Here is a 23674-nt window from a genome sequence, read left to right on the forward strand (position 1 = left end):
GGGCGCGCGGGCGACCGCGGCGGGCTCAGAACAGCGTCGGCTGGCCGACCCCGGGCAGGACCGAGGCGCCGTCCTCGCCGAGCTCCCGGAGGATCAGGCCGCCGTTCCGGAGGCCGTCGTGCCGGGTGCGCGGGTCGCCGCCCAGCGGTCGGCCGTTCTCGCCGCCGAGGGTCCGGAGCGTGCCGAGCGAGGCGAGCGCGGAGTCCCCGCGCGCGGTCGGGCCGAGCGCCGAGGAGCGCATCGAGCCGGTCGCCGGGTCGGCCTCCCCCTCCTCCAGCCGGTGATCGCGCATCAGCGGCCGGATCCGCGCGGACAGCCAGCGGCGGTACTCCACCGGCGCGTAGGCGGAGCGCCCGGGATAGAGGGAGCGGTAGCGGTCGAGCAGCTCGGGGTGCTCCTGCGCGAGCCACTGCAGGAACCACTCCTTCACCCCGGGCTTGAGATAGAGGGTGGAGTACATGATCGTGCTCGCCCCCGCCTCGCGGCAGGCGCGCAGCGAGGCGTCGAGGTGGGCGCGGGTGTCCGTGAGGAACGGCAGGATCGGCATCAGGAAGACCGAGCACTCGAAGCCCGCCTCCCTCGCGGCGGTCACGGTCGCCAGCCGGGCCGCCGCGGTGGGAGCGCCCGGCTCGATCGAGCGCTGCAGATCCTCGTCGAACACGGCGATCGAGACGCCGAGGTCGACCGGCACGTGCTCGGCCGCCTCGCGCAGCAGCGGCAGGTCGCGCCGGAGCAGCGAGCCCTTGGTGAGGATCGAGAGCGGGGTGCCGGAGGCGGCCAGCGCGGCGATGATGCCGGGCATCAGCCGGTAGCGGCCCTCGGCCCGCTGGTAGGGGTCGGTGTTCGTGCCGAGCGCGACGGGATGCCGCTCCCAGCTCGGCCGCGCAAGCTCGCGGGCGAGGACCTCGGCGACGTTCACCTTGACGACGATCTGCGAGTCGAAGTCGCTGCCGCCGTCGAACTCGAGGTACTCGTGCGTGGGCCGCGCGAAGCAGTAGGTGCAGGCGTGGGTGCAGCCGCGCATCGGGTTGATCGTCCAGCCGAACGGCATCTTCGACGAGGAGTGCACCCGGTTGAGCGCCGACTTGGCGAGCACCTCGTAGAACGTGATGCCGTCGAACTCCGGGGTGCGCACGGTCCGGACGAGCTCGGTGAGCTTCACCAGGCCCGGGAGCGCGGCGTCGTCCGCCGCGCCGATCGCCTGCCCGCTCCACCTCATGCGTCCATTAGAACATGTGTTCGAACAATTCGGTGCTGCATGCTGGTCGAGTAGCCCCGAAGGGGCGTATCGAGACCCACCGTCCTCAGCAGGGCGGGTCTGCAGAACCTTCTTCTGACGCAGGTGGATCTCGATACGCCCGCTGTGCGGGCTACTCGATCAGCATGCGATCGAGACACCCGCTGTGCGGGCTACTCGATCAGCAGGGGCGGCCCACCCTCGGCGCTCAGACCGAGGCGCGGAGCGCGAGCACCTCGGAGGTCGCGGCGACGGTGCGCTCGGCCGTCTCCGGGGCGTCGTTGAGCGTGGAGCCGTAGCTCGGCACGAGCGAGCGGATCCGCGGCTCCCAGGCCTTCATCCGGTCGGGGAAGCAGCGCTTGACGATGTCGAGCATGATCGGCACGGCCGTCGAAGCTCCGGGCGAGGCGCCGAGCAGACCGGCGATCGTGCCGTCGGCGCCGGTGATGACCTCGGTGCCGAACTGCAGCACGCCGCCCTTCTTCTCGTCCTTCTTCATCACCTGGACGCGCTGACCCGCGGTGATGAGGTACCAGTCCTCGGAGCGGGCGGTCGGCAGGAACTCGCGCAGCGCCTTCATCTTCTTGTCGCGACCGGCCAGCACCTCGCCGAGCAGGTACTTCATCAGGTCGAGGTTGTCGCGGGCGACGGCGAGCATCGGGCCGATGTTGTGCGGACGGATCGAGAGCGGCAGGTCGAGCCAGGATCCGCGCTTGAGGAACTTGGGCGTGAAGCCCGCGTACGGGCCGAACAGCAGCGACGCCTGGCCGTCGACGACGCGGGTGTCGAGGTGCGGGACCGACATCGGCGGGGCGCCGACGGCGGCCTTGCCGTAGACCTTCGCCTGGTGGCGGGCGACGATCGCCGGGTTGTCCGTCCGGAGGAACTGCCCCGAGATGGGGAAGCCGCCGAAGCCCTTGATCTCGGGGATGCCCGACTTCTGCAGCAGGTGCAGGGCACCGCCGCCGGCGCCGACGAAGACGAAGCGGGCGATGACCTTCTTGGGCGTGCCGCCGACCTTCTGCTTGAGGTCCAGGCGCCAGGTGCCGTCCTTCTGCCGGGTGATGCCGGTGACCTCGTGGCCGGTGTCGAGGGTGCCGCCGTGCGCGACCACGTGGTCGAAGAGCTGGTGGGTGAGAGCGCCGAAGTCGACGTCGGTGCCCGCGGGGATGCGCGTGGCGGCGTAGGGTCCGCCGCCGGCGGGGCGCTGCTCCATCAGCAGGGGAGCCCACTCGTGGATGGTCTTGGTGCTCTCGGTGAACTCCATGCCGGCGAAGAGCGGCTGGTCCTTCAGCGCCTCGTAGCGCTTGCGGAGGTACTCGACGTTGGCCTCGCCGTGCACGAAGGTCATGTGCGGGGCGGAATTGATGAAGCTGGAGGGCTCGCGGATGTCGCCGGCCTCGACCAGGCTCGACCAGAACTGGCGCGAGATCTGGAACTGCTCGTTGATCTGGATCGCCTTGGCGGGGTCGACGGAGCCGTCGGCCGCCTCGGGCATGTAGTTCAGCTCGCAGAGGGCCGCGTGGCCCGTGCCCGCGTTGTTCCAGGGGTTCGACGACTCCTGCGCCACGTCGCCGAGGCGCTCGTAGGCGGCGATGGTCCAGTCGGGCTGGAGCTTGGTGAGGAGTGCACCGAGGGTGGCACTCATGATGCCCCCACCGATGAGGGCGACGTCGACCGGTTCCGAGGAGTTCACGAGAGTCGAGTTTACCGTCGGGCGCCGGGCGGCAGGCGGGCCGGGGGGCCGCCTGCCCATCAAATTGACGGCTTTTCCCGTCGGGCGCGGGCGGCGGCAGCCGCTGCTCGGACACGGGGGTCTCGATACGCCGCTGCGCGGCTACTCGACCAGCATGGGGTCGCCGCTGCGCGGCTACTCGACCAGCGAAGGGGGCCGCCCTCGCAGAGGGCGCCATCCATGCTGATCGAGTAGCCCTCGCAGAGGGCACCATCCATGTTGATCGAGTAGCCCTCGCAGAGGGCGTATCGAGATCCGCGCCGGGTCAGGCGGCGGGCTGCTTCGCCGCGATCAGCTCGGCGATCTGCACGGCGTTGAGCGCCGCGCCCTTGCGGAGGTTGTCGTTGCTGATGAAGAGCGCGAGGCCGCGACCCTCGGGGGCGCCCTCGTCGGCCCGGATGCGGCCGACGTAGCTGGGGTCGCTGCCGGCGGCCTCGAGCGGCGTCGGCACCTCGCGCAGCGCGACGCCGGGGGCGTCGGCGAGCAGCTCGCGGGCGCGCTCGGGGCTGAGCGGGGCCGAGAACTCGACGTTGACCGAGAGCGAGTGGCCGGTGAAGACCGGCACGCGCACGCAGGTGCCCGAGACCAGCAGGCCGGGCAGCTCGAGGATCTTGCGGCTCTCGTTGCGGAGCTTCTTCTCCTCGTCGGTCTCGTTCAGGCCGTCCTCGACGAGGCTGCCGGCGAACGGGATGACGTCGAACGCGATCGGCGCGACGTACTTGTCCGGCGCCGGGAAGGCGACCGCGGAGCCGTCGTGCACGAGGTCGAGCAGGTGCTCGTCGGCGACGGCCGCGCGGACCTGGCCGGCCAGCTCGTTCGCTCCCGCGAGCCCGCTGCCCGAGACGGCCTGGTAGGTGCTGACGATCAGGCGGGTGAGCCCGGCCTCCTGGTCCAGGACCTTGAGGATCGGCATCGCGGCCATCGTGGTGCAGTTCGGGTTCGCGATGATGCCCTTCACGGCCTGCTCGATCGCGTGCGGGTTGACCTCGCTGACGACCAGCGGGACCTCGGGGTCCATCCGCCAAGCGCTGGAGTTGTCGATGACCAGGGCGCCCGCGGCGGCGAAGCGGGGTGCCTGCGCACGCGACCCCGTCGCTCCGGCCGAGAACAGCGCGATGTCGAGGCCCGAGGGATCGGCGGTCTCGGTGTCCTCGACGACGACGTCCTCGCCGCGGAACGGCAGGGTCGTGCCGGCCGAGCGGGCGGTCGCGAAGAAGCGGATCGACGCGATCGGGAAGTCGCGCTCCTCGAGGAGGCGGCGCATGACGGTGCCGACCTGGCCGGTGGCTCCGACGACTCCGACGTGGAGGGGGGTGCTGCTCATGCTGTGCTCTTTCGTCCGTGCGGCGCTCGCGGAGGAGCGGACCGAGGGGTGCTGGCGGTGAGGTGCCGGGGCGGGCTCCCGGGAGACGGTACCGAACGCCGGAGGAGGCGAGCGGGCCGGAGGGTGCGATCGGCAGGATCGCGGGGGCGTTCGGCGGTCAGCGACCGGTGCCGGCGTAGACGACGGCCTCGTCGTCGCCGTCGAGACCGAAGGCGGTGTGCACGACGCGGAGGGCGTCGTTGACCGTGTCGGCGCGGGTGACGACCGAGATGCGGATCTCGCTCGTGGAGATCATCTCGATGTTGATCCCCGCCTCGTAGAGCGAGCGGAACAGCTTGGCCGAGACGCCCGCGTTGGTGCGCATGCCGGCGCCGACGAGCGCGAGCTTGGCGATCTGGTCGTCGTACTGCAGCGACTCGAAGCCGACCTCGTCCTTCTCGGCGTTGAGCGCCGTGAGGACGGTCTGGCCGTCGGCCTTGGGCAGCGTGAAGGAGATGTCGGTGCGGCCGGTCGCCGCGGCGGAGACGTTCTGCACGATCATGTCGATGTTCGAGCCGGTCTTGGCGACGATCGTGAAGATCTGCGCGGCCTTGCCCGGGATGTCGGGCACGCCGACGACGGTGATCTTGGCCTCGTTGAGATCGGCGGCGACGCCGGCGATGATCGGCTCTTCCACGGGCTGTCCATTCTTCTCGGTGCTTCCGGGGGCGTCCTCGCCGGGCACGGCGTTGTAGACGATGGTGCCCTCGTTGGGGCTGAACGAGGAGCGCACGTGCAGGGTGACGCCGTGGCGGCGGGCGAACTCGACGGCGCGGATGTGCAGGACCTTCGCGCCGGCGGCGGCGAGCTCGAGCATCTCCTCGCTCGAGATGCGGTCGAGCTTGCGGGCCTTCTTGACGACCCGCGGGTCGGCGGTGAAGACGCCGTCGACGTCGGTGTAGATCTCGCAGGTGTCGGCGCCGAGGCCGGCGGCGAGGGCGACGGCGGTGGTGTCGGAGCCGCCGCGGCCGAGCGTGGTGATGTCCTTGGTGTCGCGGTTGAAGCCCTGGAAGCCGGCGACGATGACGACCGCGTTCTCGTCGAGCGCGGCGCGCAGGCGCACCGGGGTGATGTCGACGATGCGGGCGGCGCCGTGCTGGGCATCGGTGATCATGCCGGCCTGGCTGCCGGTGAAGGAGCGGGCGTCGTAGCCCATGCTCTTGATCGCCATGGCGAGCAGCGCCATCGAGATCCGCTCGCCGGAGGAGAGCAGCATGTCGAGCTCGCGCGGCGCGGGGATCGGCGTGACCTGGTGGGCCAGCTCGAGCAGGTCGTCGGTGGTGTCGCCCATCGCGGAGACGGCGACGACCACGTCGTTGCCCGCCTGCTTCGTGGCGACGATGCGCTTCGCGACCCGCTTGATGCTCTCCGCGTCGGCGACGGAGGACCCGCCGAACTTCTGGACGATCAGGCTCACGCGCTACTCCCGGGTCAGTGGCTCGGGCCGTGGCGACCCGACGCAGGAGTCTACCGGCGGGCGCATGCGCGAGCGGTCATGTTGCGGCGGCGGGCCCGGCCGGCTACTCCGCGTCAGTTCTCGACGAGGCGGCGGCCCTCGAAGGCGCGGCCGAGGGTGATCTCGTCGGCGTACTCGAGGTCGCCGCCGACGGGGAGGCCGGAGGCGAGGCGGGTGATGCGGATGCCGAGGGTGCTCAGCATGCGGGAGAGGTAGGTCGCGGTGGCCTCGCCCTCGAGGTTGGGGTCGGTCGCGATGATGACCTCTTGGACCTCGCCGTCGGCCAGGCGCTGCAGCAGCTGGCGGATGCGGAGCTGGTCGGGGCCGATGCCGTCGATCGGGCTGATCGCGCCGCCGAGCACGTGGTAGAGGCCGCGGAACTCGCGGGTGCGCTCGATCGCAGGGACGTCCTTCGCCTCCTCGACCACGCAGATGACAGCTCGGCTGCGGCGCGGGTCGCGGCAGATGCCGCAGGTCGCCTCCTCCGCGACGTTGCCGCAGATGTCGCAGAAGTGCACGCGGTTGCGCAGCTCGAGCAGGATCTCGGCCAGGCGGGTGACGTCGAACGTCTCGGTCTGCAGGATGTGGAACGCGATGCGCTGGGCCGACTTCGGGCCGATGCCGGGGAGCCGGCCGAGCTCGTCGATCAGCTCCTGGACGATGCCTTCGTACATGCGGGCGCCTCCTCTCGGGGAGCGGGTTCGGGGGTGAGGAGTGCGGTGATGTGGAGTGCGAGGTGCCGGGCGGTCATCCGCCGGTCACCCGCGGACCGCGGGGGACGTGCGGCTGCTCCTCGATGAACTGGGCGCCGAGGATCTCGCGGACGACCGCCTCGCCGTAGCGCTGCCGGCCGTCGGCCGTGGCCGAGCGCGTGGTGCGGGTGACCGGGCGGGGCGCCGGCTCGGGCCGCTCGCGAGCACGGACGGGAGCGGGAGCGACGGGGGCCGGGGGCGCGGTCGGCTCGCCGGGAGGGGCGACCACGGCCCAGGAGTCGGGCATCGGCGGCTCGACCGGCGGCATGTCCTCCTCCGGAGGCTCCTCGTCGAACGGCGGCTCGTCACCGGAGGGCTCGGCGGTGGTCGCCGACGCGCCGGCGGGGCGGACCGGGGGCTCCTGCTCGGGGACGACCGGGGCGGAGCGCGGCGACGGGGCGAGGACCGGCACGTCGGTCGGCTCGGGAGCGACGACCGTCTCGATCGCGGGCTCGGCGGCGACCTCGGCGGGGGCCGGGTCGGCCGGGATGGCGACCGTCGCCCACTCGTCGGGGTCGCTCGGGGCGGCCGCCGCGGCGGGCTGCCCAGCGGCGGCCTGCTCGGCGGCGGGCGGCGGAGTCGCCTCGACGGCGGCGCGCTCGGCCTCGGGAGCCGTCGCGCGCGGCTCGACGCGGGCGATGTACTTGACCCGGAGTCCGAGGACCTGCTGGATCGCCTGGCGAAGATGCTCGCTGACGCCCGGCTGACCGGCACTTCCGGCCATCTTGAACGAGTCGACGTCGTTCTGGCTCGGGAAGGACAGGGTGAGGACGTCGTCCTTCAGCGCCCGCACCTGCGCGGTGTAGGCGACGAGCCAGGCCGTCATCCGGGCCTTCTGCACGACCTCGAGGATCTCGGGCCAGCTGTCCTTCATCCGCTGCAGGGTGACGCCGCCGGGCTCGTCCGCCGCGGAGGCGTGGGTCGCCGGGGCCGGGGCGGCCGGGCGGGACGCCGCGGTGTCGGCCGGAGTGGAGTCGGCCGGAGTCGCGTCGGCGGCGGCGCTCGGGACGGCGTCGGGCGCGCCGGAGCCGGCGTCGACCGACGCCGCGGAGACGACCGGCGTCTCGACGCGCGGGGCCGCGGCGATCGACTCCGGGACCGACTCCGGCGTCGCGGCATGCGACGGGAGGTGCGGCTCGGGCATGCGCGAGTCGGTCGCACGGGTCTCGGGCGCGCGGGACGCAGCGGCACGGGACTCGGTCGCGCGCGACTCCGGAGCGCGGGAGTCGGCGGCCGGCCGTGTCGGAGCGGGGGCGGCCTGCGCCGGCGCCGGCACCACGACGGACGCCGGAGCGACCGCCGCGCCGGACCCGTGCACCAGCGTGCGCGCGATCATCAGCTCGAGGTGCAGCCGGGGCGAGGTCGCGCCCGTCATCTCGGTGAGCGCGTCGTTGACGATGTCCGCGATGCGCGAGAGCTCGCCGAGGCCGAGCGCGCGCGACTGGCCGGCCATCCGGTCGAGCTCGTCCTGCGAGACGCCGCGCAGGACCGCCGAGGCGGCACCGCCGGTGGCGGCGACGACGATGAGGTCGCGGAGCTTCTCGAGCAGGTCCTCGACGAAGCGGCGCGGGTCCTGGCCGGTCTGGATGACGCGGTCGACCGCGCCGAACGCCTCGGCGGAGTCGTGCTCGGCGAGCGCGTCGACGACCTCGTCGAGCAGGGCGCCGTGGGTGTAGCCGAGAAGGGCGACCGCGCGCTCGTACTCGACCGTCTCGTCCTCGGAGCCGGCCATCAGCTGGTCGAGCAGAGACAGGGTGTCGCGGACGGAGCCGCCGCCGGCCCGGACGACGAGCGGGAGCACGCCCGCGGCGACACCGACCTTCTCGCGCTCGCAGAGCTCCTGGGTGTAGTCGAGCATCTGCGCGGGCGGGACGAGCCGGAACGGGTAGTGGTGGGTGCGCGAGCGGATCGTGCCGATGACCTTGTCGGGCTCGGTCGTCGCGAAGATGAACTTGACGTGCTCCGGCGGCTCCTCGACGATCTTGAGCAGCGCGTTGAAGCCCTGCGGCGTCACCATGTGCGCCTCATCGAGGATGAAGATCTTGAAGCGGTCGCGGGCGGGGGCGAAGATCGCCCGCTCGCGCAGATCGCGCGCGTCGTCGACGCCGTTGTGGCTCGCGGCGTCGATCTCGACGACGTCGAGCGAGCCCTGGCCGTCGCGGCTGAGCTCGACGCAGCTGTCGCAGACGCCGCAGGGGGTGTCCGTCGGGCCCTGCGCGCAGTTGAGGCAGCGGGCGAGGATGCGCGCCGACGTCGTCTTGCCGCAGCCGCGCGGGCCGCTGAAGAGGTAGGCGTGATTGACGCGGTTGGTGCGCAGCGCCGTCATGAGCGGATCGGTCACCTGGGACTGGCCGATCATCTCGGCGAACGTCTCGGGCCGGTACCGGCGATACAGGGCTGCTACCACCCGACAAGAGTAGCCGCGACCTCCGACACCGGACGCTGGTCGCCGAAGCCGCCGCCTCCCGTAGCCTCGAGGCCGTGACCGACCGACCGAGCACTCCCCCGTTCGACGCCGTGATCCTCGCCGGCGGACGCGGCGAGCGCCTCGGCGGCGCGGCCAAGCCCCTGCTCGAGCACGACGGCTCGACGCTGCTCGCGCACGCCCTCGCGGCGGTCGCCGGCTCGCGGAGCGTCGTGGTCGCGGGGCCGCCGGAACTGCACGACGGTGTCGGAACCGCGCGCCTCGTCCAGGAGGACCCCGCGTTCGGCGGACCGGTCGCCGGCCTGGCCGCGGCGCTCCCCCTCCTCGCACGGACCGGCGCGCCCGAGTGGATCGCCGTCCTCGCCGCCGACCTCGTCGATCCGGCGCCCGCGCTCGAGCGGCTGCTGGCGAGTGCCGCGGCCGCGGATCCGGCGACGGACGCCCTGCTCGCCGTCGACGGGGACGGCCGCGCGCAGCTCCTGCTCGGTCTGCACCGCCGAGCCGCGCTGACCGCGGCCCTCGAGCGACTGCCCTGGGCCGACGGCGCCTCCGTCCGCGCGCTGCTCGCCGGGCTCACCGTGCTGCTCGTCGAGGTGCCGGCGGGATCGACCGCGGACGTCGACGATCCCGCCGACGCCCTCCGCCACGGCATCGCAGTGCCGGGCGCAGAAGGCGTGCCGGGCGCAGAAGCTGTGCCGGGCGCAGAATGAACGCGTGACCGACCAGACGAACGAGACCCCCGCCCCCGCCTCCGCCCCCGCCTCTCACGAGGGCGGCGGCCCCCGCGAGGACACCGCCGCGCTGCTCGCCGCGTGGTGGGACGAGCTGAGCGCCGCCCTCGGGCTCGCCGACGTGCCGATCGAGCGCGACGCCCTGCTCTCGCTGGCCGGCGACGCGGCGCACGGCGTGGTGCGGCCCGCCGCTCCGCTGACGACGTTCCTCGCCGGCTACGCCGCAGGGCTGCAGGGCGGCGACCGGGCGGCGCTCGACGCGGCGGTGCGGACGTCGCTCGAGGCGATCCGCATGCGTACGCACTGACCGTCAGACGCTACTCCCCCCGCCTCGATCCGGCACCAGACTCCGGGCGTACGGTTCGCTCGAGCCCCGACGCCGCGGCCCTTCTCCGAACGACTCCGGCGCGGCTCCCGCGGGCGCTCGTGCCCGCGGTCATCCACGTGAAGGAGAACCGCATGTCAGGCAACAGAGCAGTCGCCTACAAGAGCCCCGGCGTCGTCGAGGTCATCGACATCGACTACCCGACCTTCGAGCTGAAGGACGGACCGGGCGTGAACCCGGCGAACATCGGCAGGAAGCTGCCGCACGGCGCGATCCTCCGCACCGTCTCGACCAACATCTGCGGCTCGGACCAGCACATGGTCCGCGGGCGCACCACCGCCCCCGCCGACCTGGTGCTCGGGCACGAGATCACCGGCGAGGTCGTCGAGGTCGGGCCGGACGTCGAGTTCGTCAAGGTCGGCGACATCGTCTCGGTGCCGTTCAACATCGCCTGCGGCCGCTGTCGCAACTGCAAGGAGCGCAAGACCGGCATCTGCCTGAACGTGAACCCGGACCGCCCGGGCAGCGCCTACGGCTACGTCGACATGGGCGGCTGGGTCGGCGGCCAGGCCGAGTACGTGATGGTCCCCTACGCCGACTGGAACCTGCTCGTCTTCCCCGACCGCGACCAGGCGCTGGAGAAGATCCTCGACCTCACGATGCTCTCGGACATCTTCCCGACCGGCTTCCACGGCGCGGTCACCGCGGGCGTCGGCGTCGGCTCGACCGTCTACGTCGCCGGAGCGGGCCCGGTCGGGCTGGCTGCGGCCGTCGGCGCGCAGCTGCTCGGCGCGGCCGTCGTGATCGTCGCGGACCTCAATGAGGAGCGGCTCGCCCAGGCGCGCTCGTTCGGCTGCGAGACCGTCGACGTCTCGAAGGGCGACCCGGCCGGCCAGATCGAGCAGATCCTCGGCGTGCCGGAGGTCGACTGCGGCGTGGACGCGGTGGGCTTCGAGGCGCACGGCAACGGCTCGGACTCGGGCACCGAGGCTCCGGCCACGGTGCTGAACTCGCTGATGTCGATCACCGCGGCGGGCGGCGCCCTCGGCATCCCGGGGCTCTACGTCACCGGCGACCCGGGCGGAGTGGACGACGCGGCCAAGGAGGGCTCGCTCTCGATCCGCCTCGGGCTGGGCTGGGCGAAGTCGCTGTCCTTCACGACGGGCCAGTGCCCGGTGATGAAGTACAACCGCTCGCTGATGATGGCGATCCTGCACGACAAGGTGCAGATCGCGAAGGCGGTGCAGGCCACGGCGATCACGCTGGACGAGGCGCCGCAGGGCTACGCCGACTTCGACAAGGGCGCCGCGAAGAAGTTCGTGCTGAACCCGAACGGGTACCTCGGCTGATCCCGTCGACGGCGCCGGGTCCTCGGATCCGGCGCCGTCGTTCTCGCGTGTCGGCCGCGACCAGAATGGACGGATGAGCGAGACCGACTGGGACGGCGCCCGCGCGAGGATCGCCGAGGCGGCCGCTCCGGGACGTCTCGAGACCGTCCCGCTGCTCGAGGCGGAGGGCTGCGTCACGGCGGGCGCCGCGCTCGCGCCACGGCCGCTGCCTCATTACGACTCCTCCGCGATGGACGGCTGGGCCGTCCGCGGCACGTCGCCCTGGCGCCTCGGACCGGGCAGCGCCGAGCCGATCGTGACCGGCGGGGTCGTGCCGGAGTGGTGCGAGGCCGTCCTCCCGAGCGAGCGCGGCCGGACGACCGGGGACCTGCTCTCCTCAGAGGAGCCGCTGCCGCTCGGACGGCACATCCGCAGCGCGGGCGACGAGGCTCCGGCGGGCACCGCGCTCGTCGACGGCGGCGTGCGGCTGCGGCCGGCACACCTCGCGCTGCTGGCGATCGCGGGCTTCGACGAGCTCGTCGTGCGCCGGCCCGCGACGGTGGACCTGCTCTTCACCGGCGACGAGGTCGACACCGCGGGGATGCCGGGGGCCGGCCGCGTCCGGGACGCGTTCACGCCGCTGCTGCCGCCGCTGGTCTCGCGCAGCGGGGGTGCGGTGGGGTCGGTGCGGCGGCTCGGCGACGACGACGAGGCGATCGCCGCAGCGCTGCTCGCGAGCACTGCTCCGCTGCAGATCACGACGGGCGGGACCGGGCGATCGCGGGTGGACGCGGTGCGGCGGGCGCTCCGGATCGCGGGGGCGACCGTCCTCGTCGACGGGGTCGCGATGCGGCCGGGACATCCGACGGTGATCGCGACGCTGCCCGGAGGGGCGGTCGTGCTGGCGCTACCCGGGAATCCGCTCGCGGCGTTCCTCGCGGCGCTGTCGTTCCTGCCGCCGGCGCTCGATGCGGCGACCCGGGCGGGTGCGCCGCCGCTGCGTCAGGGTGTGCTGGGCGAGCCGCTGGGGCGCGCCGGCTCGACCGTGCTCGTGCCCGTCGTCGAGGTGGACGGCGTCTGGCGGGCGGTCCACGGGATCCGCTCGCACATGCTCTCCGGGCTCACGGTGGCGGAGGCGGTCGCGGTCGTCCCCGCAGGCGGCGCCGGAGCGGGCGCGAGGGTGCGGCTGCTGCGGCTGTCGTTGTGAGCGCGGGCGGCCTGCTGACGGGGCGGGTCTCGATACGCCGCTGCGCGGCTACTCGACCAGCATGTTCCGTCAGCAGCTCGCCCGGCGGGCGATGCATGCTGATCGACAGCTCGCCCGGCGGGCGATCCATGCCGACCGACAGCTCGACCGGCGGGCGATCCATGCTGATCGAGTAGCCCGCGCAGCGGGCGTATCGAGATCCACCACCGTCAGGAAGGGCGGGTCTCGATACGCCGCTGCACGGCTACTCGACCAGCATGCGGCGGAGCCGCTCGACCAGCATGGGCGGCCGACGGGTCAGGCCGCCGGCTCCAGGCGGACGACGACGGACTTCGAGGTGGGGGTGCCGCTGACGGCCGCGGTGGAGTCGAGCGGGACCAGCACGTTCGTCTCGGGGTAGTACGCGGCGATGCAGCCGCGCGGGGTGTCGTAGGCGATCACGCGGAACGACGGGGCCCGCCGCTCGAGACCGTCCTCCCACTCCGAGACGAGGTCGACCATCGCGCCGTCGGCGAGGCCCTGCTCGGCGATGTCGTCGGCGTGCACGAAGACGACGCGGCGGCCGCCGTGCACGCCGCGGTAGCGGTCGTCCTTGCCGTAGATGGTGGTGTTGAACTGGTCGTGCGAGCGCAGCGTCTGCAGCAGCAGGCGCCCCTCCGGGACCTTCGGGTACTGCAGCGGGTTCGCGGTGAAGCGGGCGAGACCGGTCGCGGTGGCGAAGCGGCGCTCGTCGCGCGGCGGGTTCGGCAGGACGAAGCCGCCGGGCTCGTTGACGCGGCGCTCGAAGTCCTCGAAGCCGGGGACGACCGCGGCGATGTGCCGGCGGATCAGGCGGTAGTCCTCGCGCAGCGCCGCCCAGTCGACGACCGGCGCGTTCGGGCGGTCGGCGAGCAGGCGCTCCGCGATGCCGGTGAGGATGGCCACCTCGGACTGCAGGACCGGACTCGGCGGCGCGAGCCGCCCGCGCGAGGCGTGCACGGCGCTCATCGAGTCCTCGACGGTGACCCGCTGCTCCCCCGTCCCGCGCTTGTCGGAGTCGGTGCGGCCGAGGGTCGGCAGGATCAGCGCGCGGCGGCCGGTGACGACGTGCGAGCGGTTGAGCTTGGTCGAGACGTGCACCGTGAGGGCGAGCGAGCGCATCGCGGCCTCGGTGACGCCGGTGTCGGGCGTCGCGCGCGCGAAATTGCCGCCGAGTCCCATGAAGACGCGGGCCTTCCCGTCGCGCATCGCGCGGATCGCGGCGACCGTGTCGGTGCCGTGCTCGCGCGGCGAGGCGAAGGAGAACTCGCGGTCGAGCGCGTCGTGGAAGGAGTCGGGCATCCGCTCGAAGATGCCCATCGTGCGGTCGCCCTGCACGTTCGAGTGGCCGCGGACCGGGCAGACGCCCGCGCCCGGCTTGCCGATGCTGCCGGTCAGCAGCAGGACGTTGACGACGTCCTTGAGCGTCGCGACGGAGTGCGCGTGCTGGGTGAGCCCCATCGCCCAGCAGACGATCGTGCCCTCGCTCGCGGCGATCAGCTCGGCGATCGCGCGGATCCGCGCCTCGTCGATCCCGCTCGCCCGCTCGATCTCGGACCACGCGGTGCCGCGGATCTCGTCGAGGTAGCCCTCGAGGCCATCGGTGCTGTCCGCGATGAAGGCGCGGTCGAAGACGCCGCCGCGCGCCTCCTCCGCGTCGAGGAGCGCCTTGCCGAAGCCCTGGAAGAGCGCCTGGTCGCCGCCGAGCCGCACCTGGAGGAAGTGGTCGGCGAGGGCCGTGCCGCCGCCGATCATGCCGCGAACGGTCTGCGGGTTCTCGAAGCGCAGCAGTCCGGCCTCGGGCAGCGGGTTGATCGCGACGATGGTGCTGCCCGCGCGCTTCGCCCGCTCGAGCGCGGTGAGCATCCGCGGGTGGTTGGTGCCGGGGTTCTGGCCGGCGACGATCAGCAGCGGTGCCCGCTCGACGTCGCGCAGGCTGACCGTGCCCTTGCCGATGCCGATCGTCTCGGTCAGGGCCGAGCCACTGGACTCGTGGCACATGTTGGAGCAGTCGGGCAGGTTGTTGGTGCCGAAGCCGCGCACCAGCAGCTGGTAGACGAACGCGGCCTCGTTGGAGGTGCGGCCGGAGGTGTAGAAGATCGCCTCGTCCGGATCGGTGCAGGCGCGCAGCTCCTCCGCGACGACGTCGAGTGCCTCGTCCCAGCCGACCGGGCGGTAGTGCGTGGCGCCCTCGTCCAGGAGCATCGGCTCGGTGAGGCGGCCCTGCTGGCCGAGCTGGTAGTCGTCCCAGCCCTCGAGCTCGATCAGCGAGTGCGCGGCGAAGAAGGCGGACGTGACGGTGCGCAGCGTCGCCTCCTCGGCGACCGCCTTCGCGCCGTTCTCGCAGAACTCGGCGACGTGCCGCTTGTCGGACTCGGGCCAGGCGCAGCCGGGGCAGTCGAAGCCGGTCTTCTGATTGACGCGGAGGAGCGTCTCGGCGCTGCGCAGCGGGCCCATCTGCTTGAGCGAGATCTGCAGCGCGTGCGCGACGCCGGGGATGCCGACCGCCCGCCGCTTCGGGGCGCCGACCGTGACGGCGCTCTCGTCGATCGGCTTCTCGCGGGCTTCGGCGTCATCGACCATTCCTGCATCGTACGTCGGGGAGCGGGTGGGAGGATGAGCGCCTGCCGTCCGGGCTCTCAGGTCGAGGGGCGGTGCGCCGCCGCGTCGAGGAGGACCCCATGAGCCGTGCCATCGCCCGGACCCGTCTGATCGCGGTCCGCGCCGGGGAGCCGACCCGCCGCCGCGAGGACGTGCTCGCCGTCGAGGAGCCGCTCGAGATCCGGGTCGGCGGCCGGCGGTTCAGCGTGACCATGCGCACGCCCGGGGAGGACTTCGACCTGGTCGCGGGCTTCCTGGTGTCGGAGGGGGTGCTCACCTCGACGGAGCAGCTCGCCGCGATGCGCTACTGCGCGAGCGGTGCGGGGCCGAGCGAGAACACCTACAACGTGATCGACGCGAGCGTGCGCGGGGGCCGCGCGGAGGTCCTGCTCGACCGCGAGCGCTCGGTGTACACGTCGAGCTCGTGCGGGGTGTGCGGGCTGGCGTCGCTCGAGGCGGTCGCGACGGAGTCGGCGTGGAGCGTGGCGGAGGATCCGCTGCGGGTGTCGAGCGAGCTGCTGGTGTCGCTGCCGGACCGGCTGCGGGAGGCGCAGGCGGTGTTCGAGCGGACCGGCGGCCTGCACGCGGCCGGGCTGTTCGACGCGGACGGAATGCCGCTCGTGCTGCGGGAGGACGTGGGGCGGCACAACGCGGTCGACAAGGTCGTCGGCTGGGGCCTGCGGGAGGGCCGGCTGCCGCTGCGCGGCACGCTGCTGCAGGTGTCGGGCCGCGCCTCGTTCGAGCTCGTCCAGAAGGCCGTGATGGCGGGCATCCCCCTGCTCGCCGCGGTAGGCGCCCCGTCCTCGCTCGCCGTCGACCTCGCCCGCGACGCGGGTCTCACCCTCATCGGCTTCAGCCGAGGCGCCGGCTTCAACGTCTACGCGGGCGACGCCCGCCTCGCGGACTGACGCGGGCGGGTCTCGATACGCCGCGTCCCGCGGCTACTCGACCAGCATGAAGCGCGCGCTGACCGCGGGAGGCCCCAGCTCGCGCGCCAGCGCGGCCCCACCCGCCGACCGCGCAGCGGGCGGACTGGCACCCCGAGCACAGACAGGGTGGGTCTCGATACGCCGCGTTCCGCGGCTACTCGACCAGCATGCAGGCGCACCGACCGCGCATGGGAGCGGCTCGCGCGCCAGCGCGGCCCCCTCCGCTGATCGAGTAGCCCGCGCAGCGGGCGAATCGAGATCCACCACCGTCAGATCCCGAGTCTGCAGACCCGCCCTGCTGAGGACAGCGGGTCTCGATACGCCCCTGCGGGGCTACTCGACCAGCATGAAGGAGACAGCGACCACGGAAGGCAGCAGCTCGCGCGCCAGCGCGGCCCTTCCGCTGCTCGCGCGCCAGCGCGGCCCACTCCCCGGCTCGCGCGCAACGCGGCCCCACCGCTGCTCAGGCGACCACCCGTCACGTCGGCCGCACCGTGCTTGCACGGACGAGGCAGAGGGCCCGACCCGGAATCGCGTGCCAGCGATTCAGGGCAGCCCGACGCGACCCGCTCCACGGAACGCTCCCACCCCAGGAAGCCGACCGCGAGTCGTCTAGCAGCGAAGCTGCTAGACGACGGACAAGGACTGCCGCGCGATCTCGAGTTCCTCGTTGGTGGGGATGACGAGGACGGCGACGCGGGAGTCGTCGGTGGAGATGCGGCGGGGGCCGCGGTCGCGGGCGGTGTTGCGCTCGGGGTCGAGCTCGATGCCGAGGCCCTCGAGGCCGCGGAGGGCGCCGGCGCGGACGGCGGGGACGTTCTCGCCGACTCCGGCGGTGAAGACGATCGCGTCGACGCGGCCGAGCTGGGCGTAGTAGGCGCCGACGTAGTGGCGGAGGCGGTGGTAGTAGACCTCGAGGGCGGCCGTCGCGGTCTCGTCGCCGGCCTCGGCCGCGTCCTGCACGTCGCGCATGTCGCCGCGGCCGGAGAGGCCGAGGAGTCCGCTGCGGCGGTTGAGGACGGCGTCGAGCTCGTCGGTGGAGAGGCCGGCCTTGCGGGCGAGGTGGAAGACGACGGCGGGGTCGAGGTCGCCGGAGCGGGTGCCCATCACGAGGCCCTCGAGCGGCGTCATGCCCATCGAGGTCTCGACGGAGGCGCCGCCGTCGATCGCGCAGGCGGAGGCGCCGTTGCCGAGGTGCAGGACGATCGTCTTGAGGTCGGAGCGGCGGCGGCCGAGGAACGCGGCGGCCGCCTCGGAGACGAACTTGTGCGAGGTGCCGTGGAAGCCGTAGCGGCGGATGCGGTGCTTGTCGGCGAGCTCGGCGGGGATCGCGTAGGTGGAGGCCGCGGCGGGGATCGTGTGGTGGAACGCGGTGTCGAAGACGGCGACGTGCGGGACGTCGGGGAAGGCCTTCTGCGCGGCCTCGATGCCCTCGAGGTTGGCGGGGTTGTGCAGCGGCGCGAGGTCGCTGAGGTCCTCGATGTTGATCTTGACGAGGTCGGTGACGACGGTCGGCTCGTAGAAGCGCTTCCCGCCGTGCACGACGCGGTGGCCGACGGCGATCGGCGGGAACTCGTCCAGGCTCGGGCCGTGCTCGGCGAAGGCGCGGACCATCGCGTCGAAGCCGGCCGTGTGGTCCGGGATCGGCGTCTCGAACTCGACGGTGTCACCGTCGTGGCTGTGCTTGGTGCGGCCGGTCTCCTCGCCGATCCGCTCGACGAGGCCGCTCGCGAGCGTCTCCTCCGTCGTCATCTCGATGAGCTGGTACTTGAAGGACGACGAGCCGCTGTTGACGACGAGGACGACGGACACGGTGGGACTCCTGGGGGTTCGGGGTCGGACGGGGCGCTCGGGCGGGTGGCCCTCAGCGCACGACGGGGATGGCGGAGGTCGGCGGGACGATGGCCTGCGTCGCCGCCTGGATCGCGGTGATCGCGACGGTGTTGACGATGTCCTGCACGAGAGCGCCGCGGGAGAGGTCGTTGACCGGCTTCCGCAGACCCTGCAGGACCGGCCCGATCGCGACGGCGCCGGCCGAGCGCTGCACGGCCTTGTAGGTGTTGTTGCCCGTGTTGAGGTCCGGGAAGATGAACACCGTCGCGCGGCCGGCGACCTGCGAGCCGGGCATCTTCGAGGCTGCGACGGCCGCGTCCGCGGCGGCGTCGTACTGGATCGGGCCCTCGACGAGCAGATCGGGGCGGCGCTCGCGCACGAGCGCGGTGGCCGCGCGGACCTTCTCGACGTCGGCGCCGGCTCCGCTCTCGCCGGTCGAGTAGGAGAGCATGGCGATCCGCGGATCGATGCCGAACTGCTGCGCCGTCTCGGCGGAGGAGATCGCGATGTCGGCCAGCTGCGCCTCGGTCGGGTCGGGGTTCACGGCGCAGTCGCCGTAGACGAGGACGCGGTCGGCCAGCGCCATCAGGAACACGCTCGAGACGACGGAGACGCCGGGGCTCGTCTTGATGATCTCGAAGCCGGGGCGGATGGTGTGCGCGGTGGTGTGCGCGGCGCCCGAGACCATGCCGTCGGCGAGGCCGAGCTGGACCATCATCGTGCCGAAGTAGGAGACGTCGGTGACGGTGTCGTAGGCGTGGTCGAAGGTGATGCCCTTGTGCGCGCGGATGCGGGCGTACTCCTCGGCGAAGCGGTTGCGGTGCTCCGGGTCGAGGACGCTGAGGACGCGGGCGCCGTCGATGTCCAGGCCCAGGGTCGCGGCGCGGGAGCGGACCTCGACCTCCTCGCCGAGGATCGTCAGGCGGGCGATGCCGCGCTTGAGCACGGTCGCGGCGGCGCGGAGGATGCGGTCGTCGCCGCCTTCGGGCAGCACGATGTGCCGGTCGGCGATGCGGGCGCGCTCGATCAGGCCGTACTCGAACATCAGCGGCGTGACGACCTCGGAGCGGCCGACATCGAGCAGGGTGAGCAGCTCGACCGGGTCGATCGCCTCCGCGAACAGGGCGAGGGAGGTGTCGCGCTTGCGCGGCGAGTCGGCGGCGAGGCGGCCGCGTGCGGCGGTGACCCGCACCGCGGTGTCGTAGGTGCCGAGCTCGGTCATCACGATCGGCAGGCGGTTGTCGACGCCCTCGATCAGGCGCACGATCGGCTCCTGCAGCTCGAAGCCGCCGTTGAGGATGATCGCCGAGACCGTCGGGAAGTTGCCGGAGGCGTGCGCCATGATCACGGCGAGCACGACCTCGGGGCGGTCGCCGGGGACGATGACGACGCCGCCCTCCATCAGGCGGGGCAGCACGTTGACCATCGACATGCCCGCGACGACGACGCCGAGGGCCTCGCGGCCGAGCAGCTCCGGGTCGCCCGCGACGAAGACGCCGTCGACGGCTTCGATGATGCGCGACACGCTCGGTGCGACGAGGGACGGGTCCTCGTGGATCGCCCAGACCGGGGCGCCGGCGGGCAGCGCCTCGCGGATCGCGGCGACGGCCTGCTCCGAGGTGGCGGGATCGGCGCGGTTGGCGACGACGCCGATCAGGCTCGCGTGCGCGGTGCGCAGCTCGACCGCCGCGAGCTCGGTGATCTGCCGCATCTCGTCGGGCGTGCGCGCGGGCGCCTGGCCGAGCTGCTCGCTCCGGGACGGGTCGCGGCCGGTGAGGACGAGGAGGACGGGAGCGCCGAGGTTGGCCGCGATGCGGGCGTTGTAGCCCAGCTCCGTCGGGCTGCCGACGTCGGTGTAGTCGGAGCCGAGGATCACGACGGTGTCGCACTGCGCCTCGACGGCCTTGTAGCGCTCGACGATGCGGGAGAGGGCGGCCTCGCCGTCGGCGTGGACGTCCTCGTAGGTGACGCCGATGCAGTCGTCGTAGGCGAGACCCGAGTCGGAGTGGCCGAGCAGCATCTCGAGCACGTAGTCGCGCTCGGAGGTGGAGCGGGCGATCGGGCGGAAGACGCCGACCCGCTGCACCTGGCTGCTGAGCAGGTCGAGGACGCCGAGGGCGACCGTGGACTTGCCCGAATGACCTTCGGCGGACGAGATGTAGATGCTCTGAACCATCGGCGCAAGCCTAGCGACGGGGGCCCTCCGGAGGCTGGGCGGGTGCCCCGGATGGGAGAGCGTGCAGAAGCGGCGGGGTGTGGAGGAGAGGCGGGCCGCAGTCGACGCCCGAGCCCGTGCGTCGACTGTCGTGAGCCGGCTGCGTTCCGGAGCCAGGCGCCCGCAGGTCGGCGCCGCCCTCGGGCGGCGCACAGGCGCTCGCGCCGCTTAACGGAAAAGACCCCCCGCGCACCCGCCAGAGCCCGGTTACCCTTGCTGCGTTTCCGCCCTGGGGGAGTTGGCCTGGATGGCGCCACGCGGGGAGCCGGGAGACAGTCTAACCGACGCCGGCGGCGGACGGGCACGGCCGTGGCGGCAGGTGGTCAGCGGAGGGCGCCGGCACCGGCTAGTATCGATGAGTCGCGGCCACGGTCGCGCCAGGAGGATTCGCCTAGTGGCCTATGGCGCACGCTTGGAAAGCGTGTTGGGTGCAAGCCCTCGGGGGTTCGAATCCCCCATCCTCCGCCGAACGGCGCCGCACGCTCTCGCCAGCTGCGGCGCCGTTCTCTGTTTGCGGCGCCGACGCGACGTCTTCTTGTCGAGCGCTCTGCTCCTCTGAGCGGTCGAATCGCGTCGGTCATCGTCTTCTTCGCGCTCGTCGCACCGGCGGCGTCACGACCGTGCCAGAATCGCACGCATGACGGAGATGAGCTCCCGCGTCCTCGGCACGCGCATCCGCGAGACCCGGTCACGCCGCGGGATGAGCCAGGACGAGCTCGGCGCAGCGGTCGGCCTCGAGCGCTCCGTCGTGAGCAAGATCGAGGCCGGGGTCAGAAGGGTGACAGCCCTGGAGCTGTCCGATATCGCGGCAGCCCTCGGAGCGCGGATGTCGGAGTTCTTCGAGGACCCCACTCCGGCGATCATCGCTCACCGATCGAGCCGAGGGCTCGACACCGTGGACTCGAACATCGACGGGCTCCTGTCCGGACTCGTCCGGGACGTCGAGTTCATCGCCGGGCTGAACGCCGCGAAGCTGCCCCGAGCCGTCGACGACAGCGGCGCGCGACCGCGGTGGAAGCCACCGACCACCGGCCGCGAGGCGGAAGCACTCGCGGTTCGCGCTCGGGAGCTTCTCGCGCTTCCCGAGGACGCCCCGGCTCGCGATCTGAGCGAGCTCGTCAGCAAGGCCGGGCTGCTCGCCTTCTCCTCCGACATCGGGGCCGACACCGCCGACGCGGGGTCCGTGCAGTACACGCTCGGCGGGATCGCCGTCGTGAACAGCCACATGAAGGTCGGACGCCGGCGGTTGGCGCTGGCGCACGAGCTGGGACACCATCTCACCGCCGCCGCGTACGTCGTCGACTGGCGCGTCAGCGAGCACGGACTCGACTCCGTTCCCCTCGAATCCAAGCTCGACCGCTTCGCTCGCGCGGTCCTGCTGCCCGAGCAGGCGCTCCTGCGCGAGTGGCCGACTCTCGTCGAGACCTCGGGCGCACGAAACGCCGCGATCCTCACCGCGAGCAGGTACCGAGTCGACTTCGCCTCGCTCGCCTCGCGCTTGCGGGAGCTCGACCTCGTCAGCCAGGACGACGCCGCGGTGGTACGCCAGTGCAAGCCGATCGCTGCGGACTACATCGAGCTCGATCTCCATGCTCCCCCCGAGGAGCTCACGGGGACGAGCGTGCCTCGACAGTTCTCGAAGGCGGTGCTCGATCTGGTCAAGACCGAGCGGATCAGCCGCGAGCGCGGCCTGGACCTGCTGCGTCGAACTCTCGCGGATGAGGATCTTCCCGAGGTCCGCCCGCGGCGCGCCGACGAGATCTGGTCCTTCGTCTCATGACAGTGCCGGCGGAGGCGCTCGTGTTCGACACAGGGCCGATGCGCCATTTCGCAGCGGAGGGCTGGCTGGGGGTCCTCAAGTTCCTTGCTCGAGACCGCCCGGTCGTCATCCCCGATGCCGTCGAGCGGGAGCTGCGCAGCGCGCCGGGAACCGTCTTCGACGGGCTCGATCTCTCGAGCCACACCTGGATCAAGGTCTTCCGGTCGACCGACCTGGACTTCCTGAGTGCTGTCGCGAGCTTCGAGGACAGGCTCGTCGCGGACCGGAAGAACGTGGGCGAGTGCGCGGTCCTGGCCCTGGGCCAGCAGTTCGGCTGCGAGCTGGTCATCGACGACGCCGTCGCCCGGTCCGTCGCGCAGGAGCACGGCCTCCGCTTGACCGCAACGGTTCCGCTGCTCTGCCAGGGGATACGGTCGAAGCTGCTCACACTGGCGATGGTCGAATCGCTCGTGGACGATCTGCTGCAGGGCGAGTACTTCCTGCCGTTCGGGAGGGGCGGATTCAGGCAGCACGCGCTCGAGACCGGCCTTCTCGAGTACGAGGAGATCTGACGACGCTCGCAGCCTCTCGACCGATCGACGGGAGTCCGGTCAGCGGGTGAGGCGCAGGAGCCACTCGTCGAGGAGGGCGCTCTCGGCCGCGGTGAGGCCGTCGACGCCGGGCAGCGCGGTGCGCAGGGCGACCGCGTGAGCCGCGAAGGCGCGGGCGGCGGGGTCGGTCGGGCCCGCCTCCGCCGTGGTGATCGCGGCGAGGACGGCCTCGCGGGAGCGCGCGGAGAGGTCCTCGTCGGGCGTGGCCGCGAGGGTGAGCGTGCAGCCGAGGGCGGCGGACTGCAGCAGGCGGGCGGCGTGCTCGACCTCGACGGTGAGGCGGCCTGCCTCGGCGACGGCGCGGACGTGGGCGGTGAGGACGCCGCGGGCGAGGCGGGCCGCCTCGGACTCCTCCCCCGGGCGCCCGGTGAACATCAGCGCGTAGAGGTGCGGCTCGGCGAGCCCGAAGGCGATGTGGTGGTCCCAGGCGGCGCGGAGGGCGTCGACGGGGTCGGCGGGGGCGTCGACGGCGTCGAACTCGGCCTGGGCGGAGGCGAAGCCCGCGGCAGCGACGGAGTCGAGCAGGCCGCGGAGGTCGCCGAACGTGCGGTAGATGGTGGGCGCCTGGACGCCGGCCGCCGAGCTGATCGCGCGAGTGGAGACCGCGTCGCGGCCGCCCTCCGCGAGCAGCGCCGCAGTCGCGCTGAGGATGCGGTCGCGGGTCGTCGGGCTCTCGGTCACGAGTATCGACGCTAACACGGCGGCGTTAGCGGACGTGCGCGCGGAGTGCCGGCGACGTGGATCTCGATACGCCCGCTGCGCGGGCTACTCGATCAGCATGAAGGCGGCGAGGGCCTGCTCCTCCGACAGCACGAGGGGCGGCAGAACATGCTGGTCGAGTAGGCGCCCGCAGGGCGGCGTATCGAGACCCGCCCGGCTGAGCACGGTGGATCTCGATACGCCCGCTTCGCGGGCTACTCGATCAACATGGACTTTCGCGGAGCGGGCTACTCGATCAGCAGAAACGAGTGCGCGACCAGCGCTCCATGCTGGTCGAGTAGGCGCCCGCAGGGCGACGTATCGAGACCCGCCCAGCTGGCCACGGTGGATCTCGATACGCCCGCTTCGCGGTCTACTCGATCAACATGGACTTTCGCGGAGCGGGCTACTCGATCAGCAGAAACGAGTGCGCGACCAGCGCTCCATGCT

General features: G+C 72.5%; 17 protein-coding genes, 1 tRNA gene and 1 other RNA gene. 8 read left to right on the forward strand and 11 right to left on the reverse strand.

Annotated features, from left to right (window positions below; genetic code table 11):
• Positions 1-25: 25 nt before the first annotated feature.
• The 6 genes from HQQ86_RS09425 to HQQ86_RS09450 form a co-directional block, all read right to left on the reverse strand.
• Positions 26-1219: an Rv2578c family radical SAM protein gene (locus HQQ86_RS09425; protein WP_173287867.1), complete on the reverse strand. Its 1194-nt coding sequence runs from the start codon at positions 1217-1219 to the stop codon at positions 26-28.
• 226 nt (positions 1220-1445) lie between these two features.
• Entirely contained in the window at positions 1446-2993 is a 1548-nt protein-coding gene (locus HQQ86_RS09430; RefSeq protein ID WP_173287868.1) for a malate:quinone oxidoreductase, read from the reverse strand.
• Positions 2994-3237: 244 nt separating this feature from the next.
• The gene (locus HQQ86_RS09435) at positions 3238-4296 is read right to left on the reverse strand and encodes an aspartate-semialdehyde dehydrogenase (RefSeq protein WP_173287869.1); all 1059 of its coding nucleotides are present in this window, start codon (positions 4294-4296) and stop codon (positions 3238-3240) included.
• A 157-nt stretch (positions 4297-4453) separates the two neighbouring features.
• Entirely contained in the window at positions 4454-5752 is a 1299-nt protein-coding gene (locus HQQ86_RS09440) for an aspartate kinase (RefSeq protein ID WP_173287870.1), read from the reverse strand.
• Positions 5753-5865: 113 nt separating this feature from the next.
• A complete protein-coding gene (gene recR / locus HQQ86_RS09445; RefSeq protein ID WP_123447702.1) occupies positions 5866-6465 on the reverse strand; it encodes a recombination mediator RecR in 600 nt (199 codons plus the stop codon).
• A 73-nt stretch (positions 6466-6538) separates the two neighbouring features.
• Complete coding sequence (locus tag HQQ86_RS09450) at positions 6539-8950, reverse strand: DNA polymerase III subunit gamma and tau (protein WP_173287871.1); 2412 nt, start codon at positions 8948-8950, stop codon at positions 6539-6541.
• Positions 8951-9024: 74 nt separating this feature from the next.
• Here HQQ86_RS09450 and HQQ86_RS09455 point away from each other — a divergent pair, with 74 nt between their 5' ends.
• The 4 genes from HQQ86_RS09455 (at position 9025) to HQQ86_RS09470 (ending at position 12559) form a co-directional block, all read left to right on the forward strand.
• Positions 9025-9678: an NTP transferase domain-containing protein gene (locus HQQ86_RS09455; RefSeq protein WP_173287872.1), complete on the forward strand. Its 654-nt coding sequence runs from the start codon at positions 9025-9027 to the stop codon at positions 9676-9678.
• A 4-nt stretch (positions 9679-9682) separates the two neighbouring features.
• On the forward strand, positions 9683-10006 hold the full coding sequence (locus tag HQQ86_RS09460; RefSeq protein WP_173287873.1) for a DUF6457 domain-containing protein: 324 nt from the start codon (positions 9683-9685) through the stop codon (positions 10004-10006).
• A gap of 152 nt (positions 10007-10158) precedes the next feature.
• Entirely contained in the window at positions 10159-11373 is a 1215-nt protein-coding gene (fdhA, locus tag HQQ86_RS09465) for a formaldehyde dehydrogenase, glutathione-independent (RefSeq protein WP_173287874.1), read from the forward strand.
• A gap of 73 nt (positions 11374-11446) precedes the next feature.
• A complete protein-coding gene (locus tag HQQ86_RS09470) occupies positions 11447-12559 on the forward strand; it encodes a molybdopterin molybdotransferase MoeA (RefSeq protein ID WP_173287875.1) in 1113 nt (370 codons plus the stop codon).
• 297 nt (positions 12560-12856) lie between these two features.
• Here HQQ86_RS09470 and HQQ86_RS09475 read toward each other — a convergent pair whose 3' ends face one another.
• Positions 12857-15160 carry an FdhF/YdeP family oxidoreductase gene (locus HQQ86_RS09475; RefSeq protein WP_173287876.1) on the reverse strand — a complete coding sequence of 768 codons (2304 nt, stop codon included), beginning with the start codon at positions 15158-15160 and terminating at the stop codon, positions 12857-12859.
• A 98-nt stretch (positions 15161-15258) separates the two neighbouring features.
• On the opposite strand from HQQ86_RS09475, the gene fdhD reads away from it, so the two are divergent.
• Positions 15259-16086 (forward strand): formate dehydrogenase accessory sulfurtransferase FdhD, encoded by an 828-nt coding sequence (gene fdhD, locus HQQ86_RS09480; RefSeq protein ID WP_173287877.1) that lies wholly within the window; start codon positions 15259-15261, stop codon positions 16084-16086.
• Between the two features lie 648 nt (positions 16087-16734).
• Here the strand turns inward: fdhD and HQQ86_RS09485 are convergent.
• The 3 genes from HQQ86_RS09485 to ffs all read right to left on the reverse strand — a co-directional run bounded on the left by HQQ86_RS09485 (position 16735) and on the right by ffs (position 20425).
• A complete protein-coding gene (locus HQQ86_RS09485; protein ID WP_173287878.1) occupies positions 16735-17919 on the reverse strand; it encodes an acetate kinase in 1185 nt (394 codons plus the stop codon).
• Positions 17920-17971: 52 nt separating this feature from the next.
• Positions 17972-20116, reverse strand: a complete 2145-nt coding sequence (gene pta, locus HQQ86_RS09490) for a phosphate acetyltransferase (RefSeq protein ID WP_173287879.1) — start codon at positions 20114-20116, stop codon at positions 17972-17974.
• 212 nt (positions 20117-20328) lie between these two features.
• An RNA gene (gene ffs, locus HQQ86_RS09495) (signal recognition particle sRNA small type) lies at positions 20329-20425 on the reverse strand.
• Between the two features lie 110 nt (positions 20426-20535).
• Between ffs and HQQ86_RS09500 the strand changes: the two genes are divergently transcribed.
• From HQQ86_RS09500 to HQQ86_RS09510, 3 genes are all read left to right on the forward strand, one after another.
• Positions 20536-20620 (forward strand) — tRNA-Ser (locus tag HQQ86_RS09500).
• Positions 20621-20792: 172 nt separating this feature from the next.
• Positions 20793-21935, forward strand: coding sequence for a helix-turn-helix domain-containing protein (locus HQQ86_RS09505; RefSeq protein WP_173287880.1), 1143 nt, complete (start codon positions 20793-20795; stop codon positions 21933-21935).
• Positions 21932-22486 (forward strand): nucleotide-binding protein, encoded by a 555-nt coding sequence (locus tag HQQ86_RS09510; protein WP_173287881.1) that lies wholly within the window; start codon positions 21932-21934, stop codon positions 22484-22486. The genes HQQ86_RS09505 and HQQ86_RS09510 overlap by 4 nt, the downstream gene beginning before the upstream one ends.
• 39 nt (positions 22487-22525) lie before the next feature.
• Here the strand turns inward: HQQ86_RS09510 and HQQ86_RS09515 are convergent, their stop codons facing one another.
• Complete coding sequence (locus HQQ86_RS09515; RefSeq protein ID WP_216845288.1) at positions 22526-23206, reverse strand: TetR/AcrR family transcriptional regulator; 681 nt, start codon at positions 23204-23206, stop codon at positions 22526-22528.
• Positions 23207-23674 lie beyond the last annotated feature (468 nt).

It is taken from the genome of Rathayibacter sp. VKM Ac-2857 (assembly GCF_013205025.1).
In the GTDB taxonomy this organism is placed as follows: Bacteria; Actinomycetota; Actinomycetes; order Actinomycetales; family Microbacteriaceae; genus Rathayibacter.

Coding starts and splice junctions, on each gene's coding strand:
- HQQ86_RS09425 (WP_173287867.1), bottom strand. CDS start 1,219: ATGAGGTGGAGCGGGCAGGCGATCGGCGCGGCGGACGACGCCGCGCTC.
- HQQ86_RS09430 (WP_173287868.1), bottom strand. CDS start 2,993: ATGGGCAGGCGGCCCCCCGGCCCGCCTGCCGCCCGGCGCCCGACGGTA.
- HQQ86_RS09435 (WP_173287869.1), bottom strand. CDS start 4,296: ATGAGCAGCACCCCCCTCCACGTCGGAGTCGTCGGAGCCACCGGCCAG.
- recR (WP_123447702.1), bottom strand. CDS start 6,465: ATGTACGAAGGCATCGTCCAGGAGCTGATCGACGAGCTCGGCCGGCTC.
- fdhA (WP_173287874.1), top strand. CDS start 10,159: ATGTCAGGCAACAGAGCAGTCGCCTACAAGAGCCCCGGCGTCGTCGAG.
- HQQ86_RS09470 (WP_173287875.1), top strand. CDS start 11,447: ATGAGCGAGACCGACTGGGACGGCGCCCGCGCGAGGATCGCCGAGGCG.
- HQQ86_RS09475 (WP_173287876.1), bottom strand. CDS start 15,160: ATGGTCGATGACGCCGAAGCCCGCGAGAAGCCGATCGACGAGAGCGCC.
- fdhD (WP_173287877.1), top strand. CDS start 15,259: ATGAGCCGTGCCATCGCCCGGACCCGTCTGATCGCGGTCCGCGCCGGG.
- pta (WP_173287879.1), bottom strand. CDS start 20,116: ATGGTTCAGAGCATCTACATCTCGTCCGCCGAAGGTCATTCGGGCAAG.
- HQQ86_RS09505 (WP_173287880.1), top strand. CDS start 20,793: ATGACGGAGATGAGCTCCCGCGTCCTCGGCACGCGCATCCGCGAGACC.
- HQQ86_RS09510 (WP_173287881.1), top strand. CDS start 21,932: ATGACAGTGCCGGCGGAGGCGCTCGTGTTCGACACAGGGCCGATGCGC.